At 36.3% G+C, this 24597-nt stretch carries 20 protein-coding genes; 10 read left to right on the top strand and 10 right to left on the bottom strand.

Translation table 11 applies throughout. The annotated features are described in order from the left end of the window. Window positions 1-97 precede the first annotated feature (97 nt). The 4 genes from BXY64_RS08980 to BXY64_RS08965 all read right to left on the bottom strand — a co-directional run bounded on the left by BXY64_RS08980 (window position 98) and on the right by BXY64_RS08965 (window position 4209). Window positions 98-682, bottom strand: a complete 585-nt coding sequence (locus tag BXY64_RS08980) for an indolepyruvate oxidoreductase subunit beta (RefSeq protein WP_110358955.1) — start codon at window positions 680-682, stop codon at window positions 98-100. Window positions 683-714: 32 nt separating this feature from the next. Then, complete coding sequence (locus tag BXY64_RS08975; protein ID WP_120239540.1) at window positions 715-2340, bottom strand: thiamine pyrophosphate-dependent enzyme; 1626 nt, start codon at window positions 2338-2340, stop codon at window positions 715-717. Window positions 2341-2791: 451 nt separating this feature from the next. Continuing rightward, window positions 2792-3589 (bottom strand): ABC transporter permease, encoded by a 798-nt coding sequence (locus tag BXY64_RS08970; protein WP_120239539.1) that lies wholly within the window; start codon window positions 3587-3589, stop codon window positions 2792-2794. Window positions 3590-3612: 23 nt separating this feature from the next. Further along, window positions 3613-4209 carry an ABC transporter ATP-binding protein gene (locus BXY64_RS08965; protein WP_120239538.1) on the bottom strand — a complete coding sequence of 199 codons (597 nt, stop codon included), beginning with the start codon at window positions 4207-4209 and terminating at the stop codon, window positions 3613-3615. Between the two features lie 514 nt (window positions 4210-4723). On the opposite strand from BXY64_RS08965, the gene BXY64_RS08960 reads away from it, so the two are divergent. Beyond that, the gene (locus BXY64_RS08960; protein WP_120239537.1) at window positions 4724-7207 is read left to right on the top strand and encodes an FAD-dependent oxidoreductase; all 2484 of its coding nucleotides are present in this window, start codon (window positions 4724-4726) and stop codon (window positions 7205-7207) included. A gap of 205 nt (window positions 7208-7412) precedes the next feature. On the opposite strand, the gene BXY64_RS08955 is transcribed toward BXY64_RS08960, so the two are convergent. From BXY64_RS08955 to BXY64_RS08945, 3 genes are all read right to left on the bottom strand, one after another. Continuing rightward, entirely contained in the window at window positions 7413-7613 is a 201-nt protein-coding gene (locus BXY64_RS08955; RefSeq protein WP_120239536.1) for a helix-turn-helix transcriptional regulator, read from the bottom strand. 18 nt (window positions 7614-7631) lie between these two features. Continuing rightward, window positions 7632-8108 carry a hypothetical protein gene (locus BXY64_RS08950; protein ID WP_120239535.1) on the bottom strand — a complete coding sequence of 159 codons (477 nt, stop codon included), beginning with the start codon at window positions 8106-8108 and terminating at the stop codon, window positions 7632-7634. A gap of 575 nt (window positions 8109-8683) precedes the next feature. Then, window positions 8684-8908, bottom strand: a complete 225-nt coding sequence (locus tag BXY64_RS08945) for a hypothetical protein (protein WP_120239534.1) — start codon at window positions 8906-8908, stop codon at window positions 8684-8686. Window positions 8909-9056: 148 nt separating this feature from the next. On the opposite strand from BXY64_RS08945, the gene acs reads away from it, so the two are divergent. From acs to BXY64_RS08930, 3 genes are all read left to right on the top strand, one after another. Continuing rightward, window positions 9057-10970, top strand: coding sequence for an acetate--CoA ligase (acs, locus tag BXY64_RS08940; RefSeq protein ID WP_120239533.1), 1914 nt, complete (start codon window positions 9057-9059; stop codon window positions 10968-10970). Between the two features lie 114 nt (window positions 10971-11084). After that, window positions 11085-11840: a patatin-like phospholipase family protein gene (locus BXY64_RS08935; protein WP_120239532.1), complete on the top strand. Its 756-nt coding sequence runs from the start codon at window positions 11085-11087 to the stop codon at window positions 11838-11840. A gap of 67 nt (window positions 11841-11907) precedes the next feature. Then, window positions 11908-12348 (top strand): C-GCAxxG-C-C family protein, encoded by a 441-nt coding sequence (locus BXY64_RS08930; protein ID WP_120239531.1) that lies wholly within the window; start codon window positions 11908-11910, stop codon window positions 12346-12348. Between the two features lie 52 nt (window positions 12349-12400). Here BXY64_RS08930 and BXY64_RS08925 read toward each other — a convergent pair whose 3' ends face one another. Continuing rightward, entirely contained in the window at window positions 12401-13714 is a 1314-nt protein-coding gene (locus BXY64_RS08925; protein ID WP_211334441.1) for a cysteate synthase, read from the bottom strand. Between the two features lie 281 nt (window positions 13715-13995). Between BXY64_RS08925 and BXY64_RS08920 the strand changes: the two genes are divergently transcribed. The 4 genes from BXY64_RS08920 (at window position 13996) to BXY64_RS08905 (ending at window position 18221) form a co-directional block, all read left to right on the top strand. Further along, complete coding sequence (locus BXY64_RS08920; RefSeq protein ID WP_120239530.1) at window positions 13996-14973, top strand: Gfo/Idh/MocA family protein; 978 nt, start codon at window positions 13996-13998, stop codon at window positions 14971-14973. Between the two features lie 2 nt (window positions 14974-14975). After that, on the top strand, window positions 14976-15443 hold the full coding sequence (locus BXY64_RS08915) for a hypothetical protein (protein WP_120239529.1): 468 nt from the start codon (window positions 14976-14978) through the stop codon (window positions 15441-15443). A 202-nt stretch (window positions 15444-15645) separates the two neighbouring features. Then, complete coding sequence (locus BXY64_RS08910) at window positions 15646-17268, top strand: AMP-binding protein (RefSeq protein WP_120239528.1); 1623 nt, start codon at window positions 15646-15648, stop codon at window positions 17266-17268. A 356-nt stretch (window positions 17269-17624) separates the two neighbouring features. Continuing rightward, on the top strand, window positions 17625-18221 hold the full coding sequence (locus BXY64_RS08905; protein ID WP_120239527.1) for an acetate uptake transporter: 597 nt from the start codon (window positions 17625-17627) through the stop codon (window positions 18219-18221). 235 nt (window positions 18222-18456) lie between these two features. Here the strand turns inward: BXY64_RS08905 and BXY64_RS08900 are convergent, their stop codons facing one another. Both BXY64_RS08900 and BXY64_RS08895 read right to left on the bottom strand, forming a co-directional pair. Beyond that, window positions 18457-18771 carry a putative quinol monooxygenase gene (locus BXY64_RS08900; RefSeq protein ID WP_120239526.1) on the bottom strand — a complete coding sequence of 105 codons (315 nt, stop codon included), beginning with the start codon at window positions 18769-18771 and terminating at the stop codon, window positions 18457-18459. A gap of 325 nt (window positions 18772-19096) precedes the next feature. Then, on the bottom strand, window positions 19097-20551 hold the full coding sequence (locus tag BXY64_RS08895) for a DUF3360 family protein (RefSeq protein WP_120239525.1): 1455 nt from the start codon (window positions 20549-20551) through the stop codon (window positions 19097-19099). A gap of 511 nt (window positions 20552-21062) precedes the next feature. Here BXY64_RS08895 and BXY64_RS08890 point away from each other — a divergent pair. Together BXY64_RS08890 and BXY64_RS08885 are read left to right on the top strand one after the other, a co-directional pair. Then, entirely contained in the window at window positions 21063-21689 is a 627-nt protein-coding gene (locus BXY64_RS08890) for a peroxiredoxin family protein (protein WP_120239524.1), read from the top strand. A gap of 89 nt (window positions 21690-21778) precedes the next feature. Further along, on the top strand, window positions 21779-24592 hold the full coding sequence (locus BXY64_RS08885) for a DEAD/DEAH box helicase (protein WP_170150621.1): 2814 nt from the start codon (window positions 21779-21781) through the stop codon (window positions 24590-24592). Window positions 24593-24597 lie beyond the last annotated feature (5 nt).

Here is a 24597-nt window from a genome sequence, read left to right as displayed (position 1 = left end):
AAACATACAATTAGTGCAATTGCAATAAAAAAATCCCCGAAAGGAAAATTCCTGACGGGGATTCTGAGTTATAAATAGTCTAGGTTAGATACAAAGATTACTTATTTTCTTCAGCGAACTTACGTCCTGCGTGAAGTGCTTTAATATTCATCTCGATTACTTCCTCTCCTTTTCTTTCGAAAATCTTACGGATACCTTCTTCTAGGTACTCGAAAGGAACATCGATAAATGGTGAAGCTGCACCCAACATTACGAAGTTGAAAGCACGCTTAGAACCAGTTGTTTCCTCAGCAATTTGATCAGCATCAATCAATACATAGTTTGGAAGATCTTTAATTGTCTTCTCTAACTCTTCCATTTCTGGGTAATCAGGAATGTTTACGAATGGAGTTGAGTTGGTTACTACGTATCCACCTTGCTTTAAATAAGGAAGGTAACGAAGTGCTTCCATTGGCTCAACTGATAAAATGATATCAGCACCACCACGAGGAATCAAATCTGAATAAATAGGCTTGTCAGAAATTCTCATGAATGACTGAACATCACCACCACGCTGACTCATACCATGAGTTTCAGCTTGCTTCATATATAAATCATTATCTAGAGCAGCAGATCCTAAAGCAGCAGCAATGGATAAAATCCCTTGACCACCAACACCTGCTATGACCATATCTGTTTTCATCGTCTTTTTAGTTTTTCAGGTTATTAATTGAATTATGCTTTAGCAGCTGCTTTTGCTTTAGCGGCTTTCTTGATTTTCTGATCGCGAACGTTCTTCTGAACACAAACACGACGAGGAATAATTACTGATACTCCCTGGTATTCGAATTCTTTGCGAAGAAGATCTTTTAAATCATCACGCTTCTTAGGTACAGCAGTTAATACATGTAAATGTTCCGGCTCAACACCTAAACCTTCACAAATAGCTTCCAATTTACCTTTAGCAGATGAATGCTGACCACCAGTCATCGAAATAGACTCGTTGTCAGAAATAATTACTGTAATTGGAGTCTTTTCGTTAACAGCATCCAATAAACCAGTCATACCTGAGTGAGTAAATGTAGAGTCACCAATTACTGCAACAGATGGAATCAATCCTGCATCAGCAGCACCTTTAGCCATGGTTACAGAAGCACCCATGTCAACACAAGAGTTGATCGCGTTGAATGGAGGCAATGCACCTAAAGTATAACAACCTATGTCTGCAAATACACGTCCTTCGCCATATTCAGCAACAACTTCATTCAATGCAGTATAAACATCGATGTGAGAACAACCAACACACAATGCTGGTGGACGAGCAGATACCAAGTTAGGAACTTCAGCACCTTCTTCAACATCAAAACCTAAAGCTCTACCAACCATTTCAGGCTTCAACTCACCATCGCGAGAAAGAGTACCATCTAAACGACCGATTACAGCTTCTTTTTCCAAATATCCCTTCAACATTTCTTCAACTACAGGATATCCTTCTTCCAATACCATTACCTTATCACACTCGCTGGTAATTTTCTGAATCATTGTGCGAGGAATTGGGTACTGGCTAATTTTAACAACTGGGTATGGGCAATCTCCGTTAGGATAGTTTTCCATTAAATAGTTGTATCCTAAACCGCAAGCGATGATACCCATTGACTTATCAGCAGCATCCGTATAGGTGTTATATGGTGATTCTTCAGAAGCAGTTTCGAATTTTGCCTGGTTGTTCAACAACAACTTGTAACGCTTACGAGCGATACCTGGCAACAATACGAACTGTACTTTGTCTTCTGGTAATTTCATGTCGTTTTGAGCAACAACTTCAGCAGCACGTGTAACACCTGCACGAGAGTGAGCCAAACGGGTTGTGATTCTCATTAACACTGGAATCTCACAAGCTTCAGACAATTCGAATCCGAAACGAGCCATATCGTATGCTTCTTGTTGGTTCGATGGTTCCAGGATTGGCATCATGGCGAACTTACCGTAGACACGTGAATCCTGCTCGTTCTGAGAAGAGTGCATTGATGGATCATCAGCAACAACGATCAACATACCACCATTAGCACCAGTAATAGCTGCATTCATGAAACAGTCAGCTGCAACGTTCAAACCTACGTGCTTCATACACACCATAGAACGCTTTCCGGCATATGACATTCCTAAAGCAGATTCCATAGCAGTCTTTTCATTTGCTGCCCAGTCTCTGTGAATATTTAATTGTTGTGCTTGCTTAGAGTGCTGAATGTACTCTGTAATTTCGGTTGAAGGTGTTCCCGGATAAGCATAAACTCCAGACATTCCGCCATCGATTGCACCTTGTGCAATGGCTTCTACACCTAATAGTAAAGACTTTTGCATGTTATATTTGTTTAACTATTTAGTTCTCTATGTGTTCAGACAACTTGCAATATAAAATTGCAGGTATGTGAGAGATGTGATATTACGATTTGAAGAAAAAACACTTCAAATTCAAAAACTCAGTTACAAAATATTGTGTATAGGAAAAACGGACCCAAAAAATATAAGGATCGCGGTAAGGGATGGATTTTATAATCCACCGAAGATTTCAAGGAAGCATACTAAATATGCTAGAACGTAAAAGTAAAATTCAAAATAATCTTTCATTTCTACTTATAAATTGTAACCAAATAAGCTTTTCTACTTTTATTTGCTGCTAAAATACCATTATTTGGATTAAAGCCAATAAAAAAATAATACAGGCAGATTTTTTAGATTCATTTCAAATAACGAAAACGGTTGCGTAAACACCCCCTAACTTCCTGTATCTACCATACCATAAGGTAATAAGCTATTTTTTAGCCGCAAAAATCCCAGGCTTAAACCTACCGTAAGAATCAAATACAAAACGATTGGACATGACGATACTTACCATCAAATTAAAAGAAGATCCAACAAATATGGCAATCATGATTAGGATCTGATATTTTATGGCAACAACAGGTGAGCTACCTCCCAAAATTTGTCCTGTCATCATTCCTGGCAGGGAAATCAAACCCAATACCGACATGGTCGCAATTAAAGGATTCAGACCACTTTTAATGGCCGATTGAATGTATGGCAATAAAGAATGTTTTTTACTATTGGTATTCACCAATAAGAAAAAATACAGTTCTTGTTCTTTTCTTAATCGTGTAAAGTAATTGCTAATTCCAACAATATTGTGATTTAAAGCATTCCCTAAAATCATACCTGAAATGGGGATAAAATATCGAGCATCAAATACGTAATCCAATTGAATGATGAACCCCAGAAAAAAGGTATCTACTATAAATATACTGGTCAAGCCTGATAAAAAAAACGGAAGTACAAAATGCTTATACGATAATCCAGTTCGTTTAATTGTAGTGAAAGTGCCAACCAACACCATGGCAATTACCCAGGCAGAATTAATGATCGCATTGTTCCATTCAAAAATATATTCAAGATAAAGTGCAACCAATGAAAGCTGAACAATCATTCTTATAATCGCAATCAAAGTTTCTTTGATAATTTTAAGCTTAAAATACAAAAATCCCACAATAGGGATTACCATCAAAAAACCTCCAACAATTAGGTGTATTATTCCAATATCAGCTATTTCTTGCATACCAGATTGATTTTATCAAATCATTACAATTCAAATACATTTGTACAACTCTCTATCCACTTGCCATTATGAGATGTAGACACGATAGTCCTATCCTTTAGGCTTTTAATCAACTTTATCAAAAGATCAATCGATTCTTCATCAAGAGCAGAAGTTGGTTCATCTAATAAGATAATTGGCTTTTGCAGGCTCAGACTTGCAGCCAATACAATTCTCTGCTTTTGGCCACCACTAATTTCAGTAAAGGCTCTCTCCTGCTCTCCATTATATATTTCAAGTTGCTGCAAATAATGTTTAAACATTTCTACTTGTTTTTCATTCAACTGCAGTAACTCTATCAATTCTTGCCCAGAATCAACTGGTAAATGAACATTTTGTGGAAGCCAGCTCATTTGTTTTCTTAGCTCCTCAACATTATCAGGACTAAGTTTACGATTCTCGATATAAATATCTCCTGAATCTGGTAATATAATTCCAAGCATCAATTTCAGCAGACTGGATTTACCTTTACCAGAAGGTCCACTCAAACAAAATGATTCACCACATTTTACATCGAAATTAAGTTTCTCACAAATGATTTGATCGGAGAACTTTAAGCTTACATTATTAAATTTTATCATGTCAAAATTTACACCATTTAAATTTCAGAGTAAGCTTTAAGCGAAACTATGAAATATTAAAATAAAATGCCGACATATAACTAGTTCGACATTTGGGATGATTCGAACAACATAGCGCTTACTAATTAATAATCGGTATTATCCTTGAAACGAAAATAAGCCTAATTTGCCTTTTAACCCGAGTATTTATCACATTTATTTTGCTGATAGATTTCCTCATAGCAGATCTTATAATATGGTTCCAGATACTTATTATTTGAAGTGTTAGTTAAACTACCCTTTAATAATATCGAGATATTTCTCAATTTAATTTGATGTGAAATATATCACACCACTCACATACTACTGATATTCAATAACCAACAACCGCACAAACCAAAAACATGCTACAAAACACATGACTAAACCACACATATATCTTGTATCAATAAAATCAAATCTTACTTTTGCACTTGTTACATCTAGATATCTGGATGTTTATTTTTGTACAGATATAATTATTATAAGATATACAATGGCGAAATATTTAATTGTTGGTGGAGTTGCGGGAGGTGCAACAACAGCTGCTCGTCTTCGAAGAATGGATGAATCAGCAGAAATAATCATGTTTGAAAGAGGTGAACACATTTCGTATGCAAATTGTGGTTTGCCATATTATGTAGGAGATGTAATCACCGAAAGAGAAAATCTTCTATTACAAACTCCAGAAAGTTTCAACAAAAGACTAAATGTTGATGTTAGAATACTTAATGAAGTAACAAAAATCAACAGAGAACAAAAAGAGGTTGAAGTAAAGGACTTAAAAAACAATACGGTTTATACTGAAACATACGATAAGCTAATTGTTTCGCCAGGAGCTGAACCAATTAAACCTCCTATTCCAAGCATCAACGATTCTGCGATTTTCACTGTAAGAAATGTGAAGGATACAGATAAAATAAAATCTTACTACAATGAACACAAACCACAAAAAGCCGTTGTAGTAGGTGCTGGTTTTATTGGCTTGGAAATGGCTGAGAACCTTCACCACCTGGGAATGATGGTTACCATTGTTGAAATGGCAGAACAGGTAATGACTCCATTGGATTATGAAATGGCAGCAGTGGTTCATCAGCATTTGAAAACCAAAAATGTTGAATTTTTCTTGAAAGATGGAGTTAGTGAATTTGAACGCAAAGGAGATTACCTTGAGATTCGTTTGCAATCAGGCAGGAAAATTGAAGCCGACATGGTTATTCTATCAATCGGTGTTCGTCCTGAGACGAAGTTGATTAAAGAAGCTGGAATTGATCTTGCGCCTAATGGTGGCATTCAGGTTAACAAATACCTACAAACCAGCGATGAGCATATTTATGCTTTGGGTGATGCCATTGCATTCCCTCATCCTATTACTGGTAATTATACCAATGCTTATTTGGCAGGCCCAGCAAATAAACAAGGACGTTTACTTGCCAACAATCTGGTATTGGGTCACAAATATGAATACAAAGGTGCAATTGCTACAGCAATCGCTAAAGTATTCGATTTGACTGTTGGTTCTACCGGATTGGCTGAAAAAGTATTGAAAAAGAAAGGAATCAAATACATCTCAAATATTACTCATGGTGGATCGCATGCCGGATATTATCCGGGGGCAACTCCTACCAGTATTAAACTAATGTTCCATCCCGAAACTGGAAAACTTTATGGAGCACAAGTATTGGGCTACGAAGGAGTTGATAAACGCACAGATCTGATTGCTACAGTGCTTCAAAATAATGGAACCATTTACGATCTTCAGGAAATTGAACATGCTTATGCTCCACCCTACTCATCTGCCAAAGATCCGGTAAATCAAGCAGGCTTTACTGCAGGAAATATTATAGAAGGATTGGTAAAAATTATGCACTGGGATGAGCTTTACCAGCTTCATGCGCCAAATAACTTTATTTTGGATGTTAGAACTCCAGATGAATATGAGTTAGGCAAGATTGAGGGATCGGTAAATATTGAAGTGGACCAAATCAGAAACCGACTGGATGAAATTCCTAAAGATAAAAAGATCATCATTTACTGTGGCGTTGGACTAAGAGGATACTTTGCCGCACGTATTTTAATGCAGAAAGGGTATTCAGAAGTTTACAACCTAAGTGGTGGTTACAAAACCTACGAGCATGCTACCTGCAAGCAGAGTAATGAGGATATCTTCGAATCAAGTTATATTGCTCGTGATGGTCACATCTACAGGGGAAAGCCTAAATTAGAAACCAACGAATCCGTAACAGATACAAAAGTAATCGAAGTTGATGCCTGTGGCTTGCAATGTCCCGGTCCAATTATCAAATTAAAGAAAGAGATGGATCAATTGGAAAACGGACAACGCTTACAGCAAAAAGTTACCGATCCTGGATTTGCCAAAGATGTAGAAGCATGGTGTAAAATGACTGGTAACCAATTAATTTCTGTGGATTCAGAAAAAGGAATTTATACCGCTTTAATTGAGAAACAAGCCAGTAAAGAAGCTTGCCCTGTTACTGCTGTCAATCTTCCTAAAAACAAAACTATGGTAGTTTTCTCGGATGATATGGATCGTGCTCTGGCTTCGCTGGTTATTGCCAATGGAGCGGCTGCTACCGGAAATAAAGTAACTCTCTTCTTTACTTTCTGGGGATTGAATATCATTAAGAAAGCTCAAAAACCAAAGGTAGAAAAAGATATGATGGGCAAAATGTTTGGCAAAATGATGGCTAGTGGAGCTGATGACTTGAAGCTTTCAAAAATGAACATGATGGGACTTGGTTCCAAAATGATGAAGAAGAGAATGCTTGCCAAAAAAGTAGATTCGTTAGAAGATATGCTTCAGAGTGCCATGGAGAATGGTGTGGAAATGATTGCCTGCCAAATGTCAATGGACGTTATGGGCGTAGACAAAGAAGAATTGCTTGATGGTGTTCAGATTGGTGGTGTTGCAACTTACCTTTCGGAAGCGGAGCAATCGAACTTGAACTTGTTTATTTAAACGAACAATGATATGATTCAGACCAGACAGTTTTCAATATTCTGTCTGGTTTTTTATTAGCATATTTTAGTCCATTTTATTCTCAACTTATGTGCATAATTTCTCATTTTTCCACTAGTACGGACACAGTACAGGCATAGTATAGGCATAGCGGGGCTACCCTAGGAGCAATTAAGACATAATTATTGATAAATGAATCATTTACTTAATCCTCTTCTTCCAAAAGAAAAATATCCTCAACCTTACATTCAAAAAAACGAGCCATTTTAAGTGCTAAAGCTGTTGAAGGCACAAACTTTCCTTTCTCAATAGCATTAATGGTTTGCCTGGAAACTCCTAATTGTTCAGCCAATCCTGCTTGAGTAATATCTTTTTTTGCTCTTTCTACTTTAATTGTATTCTTCACGTTTCTTTATTTTAGAGGCTATTCAGTTCCAAACTTCCACTTTCTATTATACGCATAAACCAAAGTGAAAAACAGAAGGTGTAATTGTAAAATATAAAAACCATCCAAATCATATTCTGGTCCTAGCCAGTAAACCAATCCTGTAAAAATCCATGTAACAAACAATGCTTGGATTAATGATTTTGATCTTATTTGTTGATAAAATTCATCTTCAATCTTCTCTTTTGAAAACAAATACAAGGTAAACCCTAATATAGACAAGACTAAACTCCCTGTAATCCATGGCTTAGCCTCTTCTTTTGTAAAATATGGCTTAAGAAAATCTCCTTGTGTCTCTTGCACTTCCTCATATTCTATTCCTTTTCTTGCATCATTCCATCCTTCATAAAATCCACGTCTGCAATCATCTATATTGCCAATAAAGGATAAAATAAAAGCAACAAATACAAATAGTATCCCAATTCTTTTAAAATAATACGGAAAATAAGTTTTCATTCTTCGAAATTATAGGTTCTACTTAAACATTTATTTTGTGCACAAAACAAATGTAAAGTTTTCTTTACTTTTTGACAAATTTTTATTTCTTTTAGTATAGTTTTAACGACTCAATAATTATAATTCTTCCCATATTTAATTCATTGTAAACACAATAATTTAACTTAGAAAATTAACTCTTTGAATGTTTCAGGGTTAGAAAATATTAACCTATGGGAGTACAATTATTATCACACTGTTAGATTATCTTAAACGTATGTTAATTAGTCACTTTTAAAAGCGAGAAAAGCTATATAAAAAGTGGACATTCGTCTGTCAATTTCGTAAATTAGATATTCCTAAAAAGTGGATATAAATTTGAAAATCTGGGTTAATTACATCAATCTGTAAACTCAACCATGCAATTGTATCTGGATTTCACAAGTAACGAAATTCTCCTGTATCTCGTTTCTTGATATTTAATCAGCATAAAATTCCGAACAGGAACAAAAATACTACATTGGTAGTGGTTAGTGGTTAGCCGAAGCGGCAGAATTTTTCCGTAGTCCCTTTATCAGAAAAATTCTGCCGGTTCATTATTCTACCTCCTCACTTGTGGTTTCATTTCCTTTTTTCATGCGCAAATACACCAAGCCCATAATACTTAAGAATCCAATCACTTTAAGATATTGCTTTATTAAGGATACTGCATTGGCCTCAAGATTGACAAGTAATTCAGTATTGTTAATCAGTACAATTGAACCTACTGAGATTAACAAGACAACTAGAAGAATAATTAGTAACGTTTTTTTATTTTTCATCCGTTTTTAATTTTTATAGTGTGAAGATACTATCTTTCCAAAGAAATATAGCATCACCTTTTTGAATAGAAATTACATCTGGACAATCAATCTAGAATTTCATATATTTAGTTATTTAGATTTAAACTGATAACCAAATTAAAAGATCATGATTGATAAGATTAGTACTCTGGGTGGCTACATCCACGAATATCAAAAAAGTGTAGAAAACCCACAGGCATTTTGGAGTAGAATTGCGGAAAGTTTCTTTTGGCGTAAAAAATGGGATAAAATTCTGGATTGGAATTTTACTGAACCCAAAATCAATTGGTTTTTGGATGGGAAGCTGAACATTACTGAAAATATATTCGAACGTCATTTGTTTACTCGTGGTGATCAACCTGCAATTATATGGGAACCTAATGAACCAAATGATGAGAACAGAGTACTATCATACAATGAACTTTTTTTAGAAGTAAAGAAGTTTGCCAATGTAATGCTAAAGCTTGGCGTTGGTAAGGGCGACAGAGTTGCCATTTATATGCCAATGGTTCCTGAATTGGCAATTGCCATGCTGGCTTGTGCGAGAATCGGTGCAATACATTCCATTGTTTTTGCAGGCTTCTCGGCAAACTCACTCGCCGATAGAATTAATGATGCGGAAGCCAAATTGGTAATTACCTCGGATGGAGCTTATCGTGGCAGTAAAATTATTCCAATAAAAGATATTGTTGATGAAGCTCTGGAAAACTGCTCATCAGTTGAAAAAGTAGTAATGGTCCAAAGAACCAATACTGAGGTTGCTTTTCATGATTCAAGAGACATGTGGTGGCACGAAGCCATGGTCAATGCTGATGAAGACAATAAGGCTGAACTAATGGATGCGGAAGACACTCTCTTTATTCTATATACCTCAGGATCTACGGATAAACCCAAAGGCATCGTGCATACCTGTGGTGGCTATATGGTATATTCTGCCTACACATTTAAAAATGTATTTCAATACAGCGATGGCGACGTTTATTTCTGCTCTGCTGATATTGGCTGGATTACCGGTCACTCCTACATTGTATATGGCCCATTATTAAATGGAGCTACAACGGTAATGTTCGAAGGTATTCCTACCTATCCTGACGCTGGAAGATATTGGGATATCGTAAACAAATATGGTATTGCACAATTTTATACTGCACCTACTGCCATTCGTTCTTTAATTTCGATGGGACAAAAGTATGTAGAAAATAAAGATTTGTCAAGCCTGAAAGTTTTGGGTACAGTTGGAGAGCCAATTAACGAAGAAGCCTGGCACTGGTACCATGACCATGTTGGTAAAAATCGCTGTCCGATTGTTGATACATGGTGGCAAACCGAGACAGGAGGTATTTCCATTAGTCCTATCGCAGGAATCATTCCTACCAAACCTGGTTTTGCCACTCTCCCACAACCAGGAATTCAGCCAATCATTGTTGATGGAGACGGAAATGAATTATCTGGAAAGAGTGTAGAAGGTAATCTATGTATCAAATATCCTTGGCCGGGAATGTTAAGAACAATCTGGGGAGATCATGAAAGGTTCAAGAAAACCTACTTTAGTACTTTTGAAAACCTCTACTTCTCGGGCGATGGTGTTAAAAGAGATGAAGATGGTTACTACCGAATACTTGGAAGAGTGGACGATGTGATCAACGTATCGGGACACAGAATGGGAACTGCCGAAGTAGAAAATGCCATTAATGAGCATCCTCTGGTAAATGAATCTGCCGTTGTTGGATTCCCTCACGATATCAAAGGACAAGGCATTTATGCTTTTGTGGTTTGCGGTGATCTTTCAACAGGAGGTGAAGAAGGTATTAAAACCAGTATTCGCAAAGGGGTTACCAAAATCATTGGACCAATTGCCAAACCAGATAAAATACAATTGGTTAGAGCTTTACCTAAAACGCGATCCGGGAAAATCATGAGAAGAATTTTAAGAAAAATAGCGCAAGGAGACTACAGCAATTTTGGAGATATATCTACTCTTCTCGACACCTCGGTTGTGGAAGAAATCATAAAAGGAGCATTGGAAGGTGTTAAAGATTAAAAGAGAAAAAAGATCATTCAATTTGAATGATCTTTTTTTTGCAAATCTTTCATAAAGACTGGATAATCTAATCGCAATTTGTTATTTTAAGTTTATAATTCAATTTGTACGCACATGAAAATTGGAATTGCTCTTGGAGGTGGTGGAGCAAGAGGGTTTGCTCATCTGGGTGTTTTAAAAGCTTTGGAAGAAAAAGGAATTAAACCTGATATTATTTCAGGTGTTAGTGCTGGTGCACTTATTGGAGCCTTTATTGCTTCGGGCTTTTCTTATTCCAAAATATTAAAAGCATTAAAAAACAAGGGTGTAATGGCCTATTCGAAATGGCAATACCCTCGACATGGACTATTTAGTTTGGTTGGGCTTGAAAAAGAGATAAAAAAACACATTAAAACCAAGAAAATAGAAAACCTTAAAATTCCTTTGTTCATTGCAGTATCTAATTTAAATGATGGACGAGTTGAATACATTAAAGAAGGGGATTTGCTAAAATATTTATTGGCCTCAGTGAGTATTCCCGTTTTGTTTTCTCCTGTTGAAATGAATAACACCATGTATGTTGATGGTGGCCTGTTCGATAACTTGCCTATTTCTCCGCTCATTAATAAGTGTGATATTATTATTGCAGTAAATGTAAGTCCCATTCAAAAGATAGAAAAATTTGATAATCTGGTACAGGTGGCTTCACGCACTTTTCAACTTGGAGTTCACTCCAATGTAATCAGGCATAAGGATAAATGTTCGCTGCTTATTGAACCAACTGGCTTGCGCGATTACGAAATATTGAATGGAAACAAAGCACAGGAAATTTTTGAATTGGGATACGAATACACGAAAAACATGGAAATTCCTCCTCTGCAGGAACTTTAAATCCAATCAATTAAGCTATCTTTAAACAAGCAATTAATTAACCCAAAGATTAATTAAATACCCCACTATGATTACAAAAAAGGAAAAAGCAATTGAAAGCTTTAAATCCGGAATGAACTGTGCCCAATCGGTTCTACTTGCATTCTCAGATCAATTCAAATTTGATGAAAACCTGGCATTTCAAATCTCAAGCGGTTTTGGAGGAGGAATGGGACGACTGCAAAAAACATGCGGTGCTGTAACCGGTGCTTTTATGCTTATCGGTATTCATAATTGCGAGAAGTATTCCAATCACAGCTTACAAACCGATAACAATAGGTCAATGATACAGGAGTTTAATCGCAGATTTACACAACTGCATGAATCATTGGATTGCAAAGACATTATCAAATGTGATTTAAATACCCCGGAAGGCCAGCAATATTGTAAGGATAACAATACAAAAGAAAGTATTTGTGCAAAATGCATTACCGATTCAATTGATATTGTACATTCACTTATCAACTAAACAATGATAATCCATATAAAAAAAGCAGGCTTAAAGCCTGCTTTCTCTATATTTATACTGTAGTGTCAATTTCTATTTTAAAAAGCTTTTCCATCACATCCTTCACTTCACTCAAATCCGGATTGATATCGAAAACATGGGAAGGTTTTAAATACACTACCTCTTTTTCTCTTTTGAAGCGTTCTTCTCCTCCTCCTGTAATGTTAAGCATTACACAATCATCCTTATCCAGTTTGCCCTCTTTGGCATAATTAATAAGAGTTGCTGTTGCAACAGCAGCAGCAGGGTGAATATCATTCCCTTCGGTTTCTTCAAAAATTCTACCAGCTTCAGCAGCTTCTTCATTTGTAGCTTTTAGAACATCTCCACCTGCATCTTTCATCGCATCGTACAATCCACCAACAATTGAATATGGAGGCTTACGATTCGACAGTACTTTGGCTACAATTTCCTCAACTTGTTTTCTTGCCAAATTATCATCCAATGGCAACATTTCCCTTGAATCTTCTTTCCATGCATCATGCATTGGCAAGAAAGGTGTATTCTGAGAAACCATTAATTTCATTTTATTAGAACCAAATCTTCCGTCTTCGATAAAACGAAGGTTTGCCTCCCAGGCGGCAATGGCACCTGTTCCCGATCCTACTGCCTGGAAATAGTAATCAGGAATCTTACCTATTTCGGTTACTGCTGAATTAACTGTGCAAGCCATACCATCGCGACGAGCAACGTTTTTTGCACCTCCCTCGGCAATAAACCCATCTAGCTGACATGCGATATTCGAAAGGTGAATTGCATCGAAATAATCACTTCCCGATTTGGTAACCACAAGTCTTACATTGTCCTTAATTGGTTCATCAAACCAAAGTGCATTAATGTTATCTTCCGGCACGCACAATAACAATGGAATATTATTATCTGAACATACTCTGGCAAATGCTCTTGCAGTATTACCTGCCGATGCAACTACCAAAATATTATTATCATCATCTAAACGACCACCAACCGAATAAGCTTCAGTTTCCTTAAAAGAGCAAGTTCTGAAATTAGCCCCTTTTTCAGGCCAATATCCACTAAAAGTGATGTAAAGATTATTCAAACCAAGATATTTTGCCAAACCTTCACTTTTGTAGGTTGCAGGCGCAGAAGATCCTTCCAATGTTTTGTGAACTGGCAACCAATCGGAGAATTTATAAATCCCTAAAGAATTGTCCTTTACTTCAATCTGTTTTTTATCGTAAATTGCTCTAATTAAACAAGGTTTATCTTCACCGGGAGCATCAAGAGTCCATCCTTCGTCCTCAAATCTCTTACCCGTTTCTTGCGACTCCAAAATATAGTCGGTTGGTCGAAAATCTTTTGCCATTTTTACTTGTATTGATTTTGAAGATGTAAAAATAGTGATTTTACTGTATTGATAAAGTTTTTAAGCTCTTTTTACTGTTCTTAAATTGGGATTAGACAGGAAAATCAATTGGTGAACAGTTTCTTCAATATTACATTTAATTCATTCCCTTTTTTCTTTCTTCATCTTATTTTTTCCAAAACTTTTGATATTGAAATGGAGAAATTATTGAAAATATTTTTCCCGATTTCATTCTTAGTTTTTTGGCAAAATCATATCTTTAATAATCAAAATAAAAAACAATGACAGTAAACTGGGGAATATTAGGTGCTGGAAAGATAGCTGGCAAATTTGCAAATGACTTTAAAGTTGTACCAAACGGTAAAATCATTGCTGTAGCTTCACGTTCAGAATTGAAAGCAAAACATTTTGCAAGTCAACATGATATCGAACACTCCTACTCGTCTTACGAAAGTATGTTGAGAAACCCGGATATTCAAATTGTTTACGTTGCCACTCCTCACAGCTTTCATTTCGAACATGCCAGCTTGTGTCTTAACAATGGTAAGGCTGTATTGTGCGAAAAGCCTGTTTGTGTCAACGCCAAAGAGTTCGAAGCCTTAAGTCGATTGGCAAAAGAAAAGAACTTATTCTTTATGGAAGGCATGTGGACTTATTATTTGCCTGCCATATTAAAAAGCATGGAATGGATACATTCAGGTAAAATAGGTGATATCACGCAATTGCAGGTAAGTTTTGGCTTCATCGGTAATATGAGCAAAGAAGGAAGATTGGCAAATCCTGATTTAGCTGGTGGTGCATTACTTGATATTGGAATTTATGGCATTGCAATTTCTGAACTGGTTTTTAACGACAAAGTAGAGACAATTCAAAGTTTAGCACATATAGGCAATACTGGTGTTGATGAATACAATAGCATTCAGTTGAAGTATGTAAATGGTGGAATGGCACAAATTTCAAGCTCCTTTCGTTCAAATATGAAGAATGAAGCTGTTGTTTACGGCACCAAAGGTAGAATTGAGATTCCTAAGTTTTGGATGGCAAAAAAATCCAAGCTAATTACTAATGATGAAGTATTGGAGTTTGAAGATGAGAGCAAAGAAATGGGCTACAACTACGAATCCTATGCTGTTGGAGAATTAATTAAAAAAGGCAGGTTGGAAAGCTCAATTGTTCCCATTTGGAAGAGTAAAAAAATATTATCAATACTTGATGAAGTTAGAGATCAGATCAAATTAAAATATCCTTTTGAAAATTGAATATGGACCAAAATGAAATCTTATTAGGCAAAGGCATCTCTGGTGTCAACTTTGGAATGATACAAGCCGAAGTTGAAAAAATATTGGGTAAAGCTGATGAAGTGGGAGAATATTCACTTTCTCCAAGCGAAAATAGTATAACCCTGTTCTATAACAATAAAGGATTAAGTTTCACTTTCGAATCTGTTGATCAATTCAGATTAAGCTACATTTCAATCTATCACTCACAATACCACATTTTTAACTTTATAAAAATAGGCTTATCAAAACGTAACCTTTTGGATGAACTAGAACTTTTTCAGCTTGGCAAACCAGAATTCGAAAAGGCTGATTCAGAAGAATTTCCTACACATGAATTAATTTATTTCCCAAATGAAAATCTACACCTTTGGTTAGATGATGGGAAAATTTCGGAAATTCAATTTGGACCTTTTTGGGAAGATATGAAGACCATTGTTTGGGAAGATTAGTAAATGTTCAAACAATTTATTCTGTAAAGAAGTTCTTTCTAGCCTCATTTTTTTTATAACTTGCAGCCGATTTCAGACAAATCACACAACTAAATTTACTTCCTAATCAAAGTGCTCAAATTTTCTTTTGAGCAAAAGATGGTTTTGTTATTAATCTTAAAACAGGTGAATTGAAATAATTCTCCTGCGCAAAACCATAGACATGAATAAACTATCGTATGAGCATGGTAGCTCAGAAATGCCACTTTTAGGCGAAACCATTACCGAAAGATTAAGAAGAACTGTAGAGCTTTTCCCCGACAGAGAAGCTTTAGTTGTTCCTTACCAAAACTATCGTGCCACATATCAGGAATTCTGGAACCAAATAGAAGAAATTGCAAAAGGCTTATTGGCTTTTGGTGTAAAAAGAGGTGATCGTGTAGGAATTTGGTCTCCAAACCGACACGAATGGGTGATCGTACAATTTGCAACGACCAGAATTGGCGCCATATTGGTGAATGTAAATCCGGCTTACAAAGCATCTGAACTGAAATTTGCCTTGCGTCAGTCGGAGATTAGTCTGCTAATCATGTCCAAAAACTTTAGAAAAACGAATTACTTTGAAATCATTCAGGAAGTTCGAAAATCCTGTATTCACCTGAAGCAAATTGTGATTCTTGATAGAGACTGGCAAGCTTTAATTGAAGCTGGAAAAAGAATTTCTACGCAGGAAGTTGAAGACATTGAAGCCACCTTACAATTCGATGATCCGATTAACATTCAATACACCTCTGGAACCACAGGATTTCCCAAAGGAGCTACATTAACTCATCACAACATTCTGAATAATGGTTACTTTATTGGTGAAAGATTACACTATACTGAAAAGGACAGAGTTTGTATTCCTGTTCCTTTTTATCACTGTTTTGGAATGGTATTGGGAAATCTTGCCTGCATTACGCATGGTTCGGCAATGATTATTCCGGGTGAAGCTTTTGAGGCAGAAACGGTTCTAAAAACAGTTCAGGATGAAAAATGCACCTCTTTGTATGGCGTTCCGCTAATGTTTATTGCCGAATTGGAACATCCCAACTTCGAAAAATACGACATGAGTAGTTTGAGAACCGGTATTATGGCAGGAGCTTCTTGTCCTGAAAAAGCGATGCGGGAAGTGCAAGAAAAAATGAACATGACAGATGTTGCCATTTGCTACGGAATGACAGAAACCTCTCCTGTTTCTACTCAAACTTTCGTGGATGATCAATTGGATAAAAGAGTAAGTACCGTTGGTCGTGTTCATCCTCATCAGGAAATCAAAATCATTGATCCTACAAGCGGAAAAATCGTGCCAAGAGGAGAAAGTGGCGAATTTTGTACCAGAGGTTATTCGGTAATGTTAAAATACTGGAACAACGAAGAAGCTACCAATGCAGTAATTGATGATGCAGGATGGATGCACACTGGCGATGTTGCAAGTATGGATGATGATGGCTATGTTACCATAACTGGTAGAATCAAGGATATGATCATTAGAGGTGGTGAGAACATCTCCCCTTTTGAAATTGAAGAGTATTTGCATACACACGAAGCTATTAGCGAGGTATACGTTATTGGTGTTCCTGATTACAAATATGGCGAAGTGGTAATGGCCTGGATTAAGTTCAAGGAAGATAAATCGGTTAGCGAAGATGAACTTCGCGAGTATTGCAAAGGACAAATTGCAACCTATAAAATTCCGAAGTACTTTAAATTCACAAAAGAATTTCCGACAACAGTTACTGGTAAAATTCGAAAAATAGAAATGCGAGAGATATCAAGTCGTGAACTTGAATTGGTCGGAAGATAAACCTGTAAAACTGTGCAAAAAGTAAGAATTTCATGCATTTTTTTAGTTCAGTTGGCATTTTACCGATTAAATAAAACTGAATTTTAATTGGATTGCAAAAGTCCTTACTTTTTGCACAGCCTCTTCTTTTCGCATAAAAATCTATCAATCTATTCGTTACAAACACTATTGCACAACACAAGGCCAAGTCCTGAAAAGGCAGATATCACTAAAACAGCACTGTTTATCACAAGCTTACACTTTTCAAAGCAAAATGTTATACAGTAGGTATGTTTTTAAACTACAATCGGCTTTAATTACCTGCTAGGCATTTTGTTAGTTTTGCCGCTCAATCTAGGATAAAATTAACTTTAGTGATGAACAACGTAAAATTAGGAAATCCGGCTGTTGTCGGACTTGGAGGATTTGGTTTAAGTACCATTTTATTACAATTGCATAACCTTGGACTATGTGGATTAGGTCCGGTATTGGCTGTAGGTTTTGCATTCGGTGGAATTGCTCAATTGTGCGCAGGTCTATTAGAACACAAAAATGCAAACAACTTTGGATTTGCAGCATTTTCAGCTTATGGATCATTTTGGATTGCCATAGGAATTGTGTGGATGCTAAACCACTTCGGTATTTACAAATCTACCGGTACTGATGTAGGTTATTTCTTACTTGCCTATACATTCTTTACTTTAATTCTTTGGTTTGCTTCATTATTCATTCATGGAGCTATGGCAACTACTTTCAGTATTCTAATGCTAGGATTCATTCTATTGGATTTAGGACACTTTGGATTCCCGGCAATGAATACAGTTGCGGCTTACGTACTAATTGCATGCGCACTTGCCGCTTGGTACATGATGGCAGCAATTATTATTAACGGTGTAGCTGGCAGAACCATTTTAGGAGTTGGCGAAGCGTGGCTTAAAGCTGGAGAAAAAGAAGTAATTCCTGCAACAAAATAAGCAAAATTTATTCTTTTAAGATAAAAAAAGGGAAATTGGATGGTATCCAATTTCCCTTTTGTTTTATCTGGTCATCTTTAAAAATATCAACAATTGAGAGTCCGAACTTTTGTCGGAACCTCAAACTATAAAATCGTACTTTTCTAGGCATTGCACCCCTTCGCCAACGAGAGGAAGATCATCAAATAAAGTACCTCCTTACATTTCACCTTATAGCTTGATTCCTGAAGCTTTCCTATGGCAACAACTCCTTGTGCATTGTTACTTCAAACTCTTTAACATGATGTGGTTTGCCATCATTAAAAAATTCTACAATGTATGGCTTGTTGCAATGCGCATCAAAAGTTACCTGATCATACCATTTTTCGATGAAAGTGATTCTATTAGGTTCATCGATACATTGATTCAATTCATAACGAATGCATGCACCTTCTTGCATTGTCATTGGAATTAAAGAATGAAGATTTTTAATCAACTGATCAACTTCACCTTCTTTGGCTATAAATTTGGCGATACACACCAACTGCGTTTCGTTTTTTCTGATTTCCATTTGTGTATTTTGTTTATTAAATGAATTCGAAATCAAACTTAAGGATTTTAGCGGAAAGGATGCCCAATTACATGAACAAAATTAAGCTTTAGACTTTGATTGTACCGCGGTGCGCTGCACCTTAAAAACAAGAATAAATCTCATGCTACAAATATTACGCAGCTCTGCTGCTTTATACATACGAAAGATATTGTAATAAGCAATGACTGTTTGCCCATCCTACTTTTGACTTTTGGACCATTCGACTTTTGGACTATTCAAGACTATCAAATAAAAATGCCGTCCCAAACGGAACGGCATCATATATTGATCTAATTACTATCGATTAGAAAATTCCGGGGATTCCAGGAAGCTGTCCCACCAATGCAAGGGAAACAACACAAACAATAAACATTGCTCCGGGAATAATTAGCTTTTCTTTCCAGCTCAATTCAGCAGCTCGCTCGCTATCGCCTATCAAACCAAGGTTATCAAGCAACATGGTAAATGCCCATCCGAATACAGGATTTACAAAAGCACATGCAAAAATACAAGTACCTGCACTCAGTGAATCTTTGTGCTTGCGAACCATTTGCATACCTGCCTCAAGCAATGGCAAGAATACACCAACAATTAGTGCTACACGCAATACCGGCTCCCACATGGCCAAATCCATAGGATATCCAAAAACCGATGCCAACACGCAAAGCAGTGCCGTTAATACAGCTCCACCAGGAATAGGACGCTTGGCAATTGCTGCAGGAATCATGTAAGTTCCCCACGATGAAGCAATATTACCACCTCCTAAAGCTGTTCCAATCATCTGACGAACTGAAGCAACAGTCATGGTATCATCCACATCCATTAATACATTCTTGGCTTTCTTAGGATAATTCAATTCCTGAAATACACGATGTCCCAAATAATCAGGCGACCACATGGCAACAGCAAGAATTGCGAAAGGAATCACAGCAATAAAGTGTCCCAAGTTTGGTAAACCAAGTTTCCAGCCTGTATCTTCGCCCCACCACCACATTGGGTTCATATGTGGTAAACCAGGTTTGGTTGTAAAGGCAAAATCAGCACCCAAAGCAAAGGCAACAATACCAGCAATTGCCGAACACAAAGGAATTGCCAACCAACGCTTGTTGATTTTTGCCAGGTACGCATAAATTAAAATGGTGATTCCGATTACCGCAAAAGAAATGTAACCAACATCTCCGGCAGTAGCCCAAGCTCCCAATTTAGAAATCTGACTAATCAATCCTACAGCTCCCAAATAAATCAACAATCCACCACGTACACCAACTCCGGTAAGTTTCATCAATTTTGAACCTCCTTTGGTGATACTCAAAGCAAGTCCAAACACTCCAATTAAAATACCCAATGCAAGCGGGTGACCACCAGCGGCGGCAATGATCGGAATCAGCGGAATCATAGGACCGTGAGTTCCTGCAAGATTGGCATTAGGATTAAGAATTGCTGAAAAAAGAAGTACAAATATACCTCCGGCAATTAACAACTCGTAACGAACGTTTTCTGCCACGAATTCTGGCGATAAGCCAAACTGGGTTGCAAATACGGCAACCATGGCGGTTACCATTACCACCTTACCAATGGTGGCAGCCAAAGCAGGCACCCAGTCTTCCAATTCAATATTGAAATCTCTAAATGGCAAGTGGATACGCCATCTGCGAAATTTCATAATCTCAAGCTCGTGATTCAGATACGCTTCTCTGCTCTCGAACTCATGCGCCTTTTTGCGCTTTTCTTTGTAAGAGTTTTGATTCTCTTTTTTCATGTTTATAGATTTATGAGTTTTACATACCCCTATTCAGCTACCTACGCGTTTTCAGGGGTGAAAAATCACCGTAAAACTAAGAAAAAAGCCATGCTAGGCAATAACACTTAAAACACACTGCAACAAGTCTTAAGCCCAATATTGGGAATATTCTCAATTTGCAAAACCAATTCTACTTTTAAGATCAATAGAAATACATCAATTGTATCCAGATATCTTGATTTCACGATAAACTTTAATTTTTCTATAGAAAATGATATTTTACCTCTCCCACCAAATTCGAAAACATTTCACCCTAGTATTCCTAAAACAAGCTTTGAACACTTATTTTGTTTACTGACCTTTATTTCAAACGGAATTGAAAGAAATATCTGCCACACATTGCAATCGATAGAATTTAGAGAGAGACTAAATTAGTTAATACAAGCAATTAGCTTCTCGCATTAATTGTGAATCTTTATTTTGTTAATAACTTAGTTGTTAAACTGAAAATATACTCAATAAGACACTTATGAAACTCAACTTCTTACTGCTTGCTTTCTTAATGATGACATGCTACCTTGAAGCACAGGAAAGAGAAAACCCAATTGATATTAACAAAATACATTTGGGAGGTAAAATCAGTACAAAGGATCTTCATAATAAATACGACTCTTTACTAGGCAAAGAGATTCTTAAGGACGAAATAATCAGTATGAATGGAAGTTCTTTAAGTCCTGATCTATTTAAAGGAAAAGTAAGCGTGTTGAATTTTTTCACAATACCCTGTAAAGGTTGCCTGTTGGAGATTCCTTATATGGTAAAACTAAAAAAGGTCTTCCCAGAAAACAAAGTTCAAATATTAGGAATTACAGACTTGTTGCCAGAAAAAATTAAAAACCATAATGCCAGTAAAAAACTAAGTCCTGATGCACCAAGAGATTTATACCCAAATCTTCCTGCTTTCAACTACACTGTATTATCATTTAAGAGTCAACAAATTATAGATAACTTCTATATTTGGGGTAATCCATACACATTCATAATTGATAAAGAAGGAATTGTTCGTTATATGGATGGAGGATTTCCTTTACAGAAAAAAGACCAGGAAATAGAATTCCAAAAATATATTGATGCAATTGAAAAGCTTCTCCAATGACTCTTCAATAAAATTAAAATCTTCAGAAATATTACGAATTCTTATGTAAGTTTATGCCTTACATAGATTATAAAATACTTATACCTCTTATGAACATCAACAGTTCCTTTTCGAATATTATACAGTACTTTAATGATTGTTACAGATCAGACAACAGGGAATTAAGCATTTACAATTTTTTAGATCAAAAAGTAGAAAATAAAATTTACTTCGAAGGAGAAGAAGAATTGCTAACTGGCAATCATCCAATTGTACCCATAGATTCTGCGAAAGCATCCACAATCAGCAAAAAGGTTAAGCTATACGAGAAAGAAAAGGAATTGCTATATGGTACGTTTTTCATTTGTGGAAATTACATAGATCCAAAAGGAGATTCTAAAACACTATGTGCGCCTCTGTTTTATTATCCTGCTGAAATACAACAAAAGGGTGAATTCTATTATTTATCAATCAACACCAACGAGAGAAGAGTAAACTATCCAATCATACAAATGCTCTTAAGTGATTCCAGTTCTGAATTTCTTCAAGACAGTTTATTCGAAGATCTACCAAATAAGTACATTCGTTTCGAGCATATTGAATATATCGTTCGCCTTTTCAAAAAATACTTTACCAAGGTTGATATCGAAAACATTTATGCCTACCCGGAAAACACAAATGTAAAAACGATCAAAAAAAACATTTCAAGCTTATCCAAGGATCAGGAAAGTAAATATGTATTGCTACCATCCAGTATTTTGGGATTGGTAACAAAATCTACAAATACAAGGGGGGTATTAAATGAGCTGGATGAACTGGGTTCACATTCCGATTATTCATTGCCTTTGCAATCTTTATTTTCAGATGAAGAACTAAAGAATAAACCAAAAAAATACACCAAGGGCAAGCTACCTATGATATTAAGTGAAGCCCAGGAAGTCATACTAAAGTCTAGTTCGGAGAATCCTTTAACTTTAATAGTTGGCCCTCCTGGAACTGGTAAAACATATACAATAGGAGCAGTTGCCTTGGAACATATGAATAGAGGAGAATCGGTCTTAATTGCATCTCGCACCGATGAAGCCGTTGATGTAATCGCTGAAAAGATTAAACTTCAATTGGGTGTAGATAAGGCTGTTGTGAGAACCGGCAAAAAACGATCCTACTCCACTCCACTAAACCGATTTCTAAAATCTCTTCTTACTCGTGTACGAAAACTAAATTACCTCCTAAAAGAATTTGATCTACCTAAAATAAAAGGCGATGAGTTAGACCTGAAATTAGTGAACCTATCTAATGAGATTGAATCGAGAGCCAAGCTTATTAACAAATTGGAGCAATCCTTTTCCAATGAGGTAGAAAATGAACTTAAATGGGGTGAACACCTCAGCAATCATCAGAATGGGGTTTGGAATAAAATTAAGACAAGCTACATTGACATCAGAAACAGAATTCAGGTGCCAATATGGGAATACAATCAGCAATTAAAGCAAAACGATCAGCAACAAATAGAAGACATTCAGCTTTTTATTCGTTTGAAATATATCAAACAGGTTTTAAGTGTAATGAAAAGCGACTGGAAAAACATACAACGCTTTCATGAGGCTTTAAAAATGTCAAACGACACAGAAAAGCTTGCAAAATTCGATGAAATAAAATTCGATGCAGTTTTAAAAGCATTCCCAATCTGGTTATGTAATTTATCGGAAGTAAAAGACGCATTGCCTTTCAAAAAAGAAATGTTCGATGTCGTGATTATAGATGAAGCTACACAATGCGACATCGCCAGTTGTCTCCCTCTAATTCAGCGAGCAAAAAGACTTGTTTTTGCAGGAGATCCTTGTCAATTGAGGCATGTTTCTTTTCTGTCCAAAGAAATTCAAAACATTTATCGAAACAAGTACAACCTTCAACATATCGATAACAATATACTAAACTACAGAGATAAGAGTATTTTAGATTTGGTTATGAGTAGTCTGCAATCAGGAAACCAAGTGAGTATGCTTGATGAACATTTTAGAAGTTTATCGCCCATTATTCATTTCAGTAATGAACATTTTTACGATAAACAACTAAGAATAATGACTTCTCGACCTGATGAGACAGAACAAGCTTTATATTTTATCAATATTGAAGGCAAGCGTGATAAAAATGGTTTAAACGAAAAAGAGGCAAGTACAATATTGAATGCCGTTCGTGAGTTGGTTGACAAAGAAAAAGATTTATCTCCCGAATTTAGCTCAAGTATAGGAGTACTATCCCCATTTAGAGCACAGGTAGATTGGTTGGGCAAACAGCTTTTAAATCAGTTTGAAATCGAAGAAATCGAAAAGCATAAAATAAGAGTAGGAACTGCTTATAGCTTTCAAGGTGAAGAACGGGACATTATGCATTTATCCTTGACCATAGATGCTCACAGTCATCATTCGGCAATCAATCATATTAACAAAGAGGACGTTTTTAACGTAGCCATTACTCGTGCACGAAACAGGCAATATGTACATCATTCAATATCAAAAAACGAGCTGAAAGCAGATACCCTCCTTCGGGCTTATTTATCGAAAACCAAATCGAATACAATTGTACCATCTGATATAGAGAATCAATCACGTGATCAATTCCTTAACGAAGTTAAAGAAGCTCTTAAATCCTGGCAGATAAATTCAATTTGGGAAGGTTATTCTATCGCAGGTCTTAAGATCGATCTACTCATAAAATACAACAACCAATATATTGGAATTGATTTGGTGGGTTACCCTGGAGAATATTCTGATGTTTTTGGCATTGAGCGCTACAGAATTTTAAACCGAGCTAATGTTAGCATATTCCCTCTACCCTTCTCCGATTGGTATTTTAACAAGAAAGAGGCCATGAAGACCTTAAAAAATTACATCACTACAATCAATAAGATTTCCTTAAACTAGATGAT

The organism is Marinifilum flexuosum, assembly GCF_003610555.1.
Classification (GTDB): Bacteria; Bacteroidota; Bacteroidia; order Bacteroidales; family Marinifilaceae; genus Marinifilum; species Marinifilum flexuosum.
Note: the sequence above shows the minus strand (reverse complement) of the source record. Positions and strands in the feature narration are given on the sequence as shown.

Bases quoted from the DNA above. Each gene is read 5' to 3' on its own strand.
- BXY64_RS08980 (WP_110358955.1), bottom strand. From the start codon at position 682: ATGAAAACAGATATGGTCATAGCAGGTGTTGGTGGTCAAGGGATTTTA.
- BXY64_RS08975 (WP_120239540.1), bottom strand. From the start codon at position 2,340: ATGCAAAAGTCTTTACTATTAGGTGTAGAAGCCATTGCACAAGGTGCA.
- BXY64_RS08970 (WP_120239539.1), bottom strand. From the start codon at position 3,589: ATGCAAGAAATAGCTGATATTGGAATAATACACCTAATTGTTGGAGGT.
- BXY64_RS08965 (WP_120239538.1), bottom strand. From the start codon at position 4,209: ATGATAAAATTTAATAATGTAAGCTTAAAGTTCTCCGATCAAATCATT.
- BXY64_RS08960 (WP_120239537.1), top strand. From the start codon at position 4,724: ATGGCGAAATATTTAATTGTTGGTGGAGTTGCGGGAGGTGCAACAACA.
- BXY64_RS08950 (WP_120239535.1), bottom strand. From the start codon at position 8,108: ATGAAAACTTATTTTCCGTATTATTTTAAAAGAATTGGGATACTATTT.
- BXY64_RS08945 (WP_120239534.1), bottom strand. From the start codon at position 8,908: ATGAAAAATAAAAAAACGTTACTAATTATTCTTCTAGTTGTCTTGTTA.
- acs (WP_120239533.1), top strand. From the start codon at position 9,057: ATGATTGATAAGATTAGTACTCTGGGTGGCTACATCCACGAATATCAA.
- BXY64_RS08935 (WP_120239532.1), top strand. From the start codon at position 11,085: ATGAAAATTGGAATTGCTCTTGGAGGTGGTGGAGCAAGAGGGTTTGCT.
- BXY64_RS08930 (WP_120239531.1), top strand. From the start codon at position 11,908: ATGATTACAAAAAAGGAAAAAGCAATTGAAAGCTTTAAATCCGGAATG.
- BXY64_RS08925 (WP_211334441.1), bottom strand. From the start codon at position 13,714: ATGGCAAAAGATTTTCGACCAACCGACTATATTTTGGAGTCGCAAGAA.
- BXY64_RS08920 (WP_120239530.1), top strand. From the start codon at position 13,996: ATGACAGTAAACTGGGGAATATTAGGTGCTGGAAAGATAGCTGGCAAA.
- BXY64_RS08915 (WP_120239529.1), top strand. From the start codon at position 14,976: ATGGACCAAAATGAAATCTTATTAGGCAAAGGCATCTCTGGTGTCAAC.
- BXY64_RS08910 (WP_120239528.1), top strand. From the start codon at position 15,646: ATGAATAAACTATCGTATGAGCATGGTAGCTCAGAAATGCCACTTTTA.
- BXY64_RS08905 (WP_120239527.1), top strand. From the start codon at position 17,625: ATGAACAACGTAAAATTAGGAAATCCGGCTGTTGTCGGACTTGGAGGA.
- BXY64_RS08900 (WP_120239526.1), bottom strand. From the start codon at position 18,771: ATGGAAATCAGAAAAAACGAAACGCAGTTGGTGTGTATCGCCAAATTT.
- BXY64_RS08895 (WP_120239525.1), bottom strand. From the start codon at position 20,551: ATGAAAAAAGAGAATCAAAACTCTTACAAAGAAAAGCGCAAAAAGGCG.
- BXY64_RS08890 (WP_120239524.1), top strand. From the start codon at position 21,063: ATGAAACTCAACTTCTTACTGCTTGCTTTCTTAATGATGACATGCTAC.
- BXY64_RS08885 (WP_170150621.1), top strand. From the start codon at position 21,779: ATGAACATCAACAGTTCCTTTTCGAATATTATACAGTACTTTAATGAT.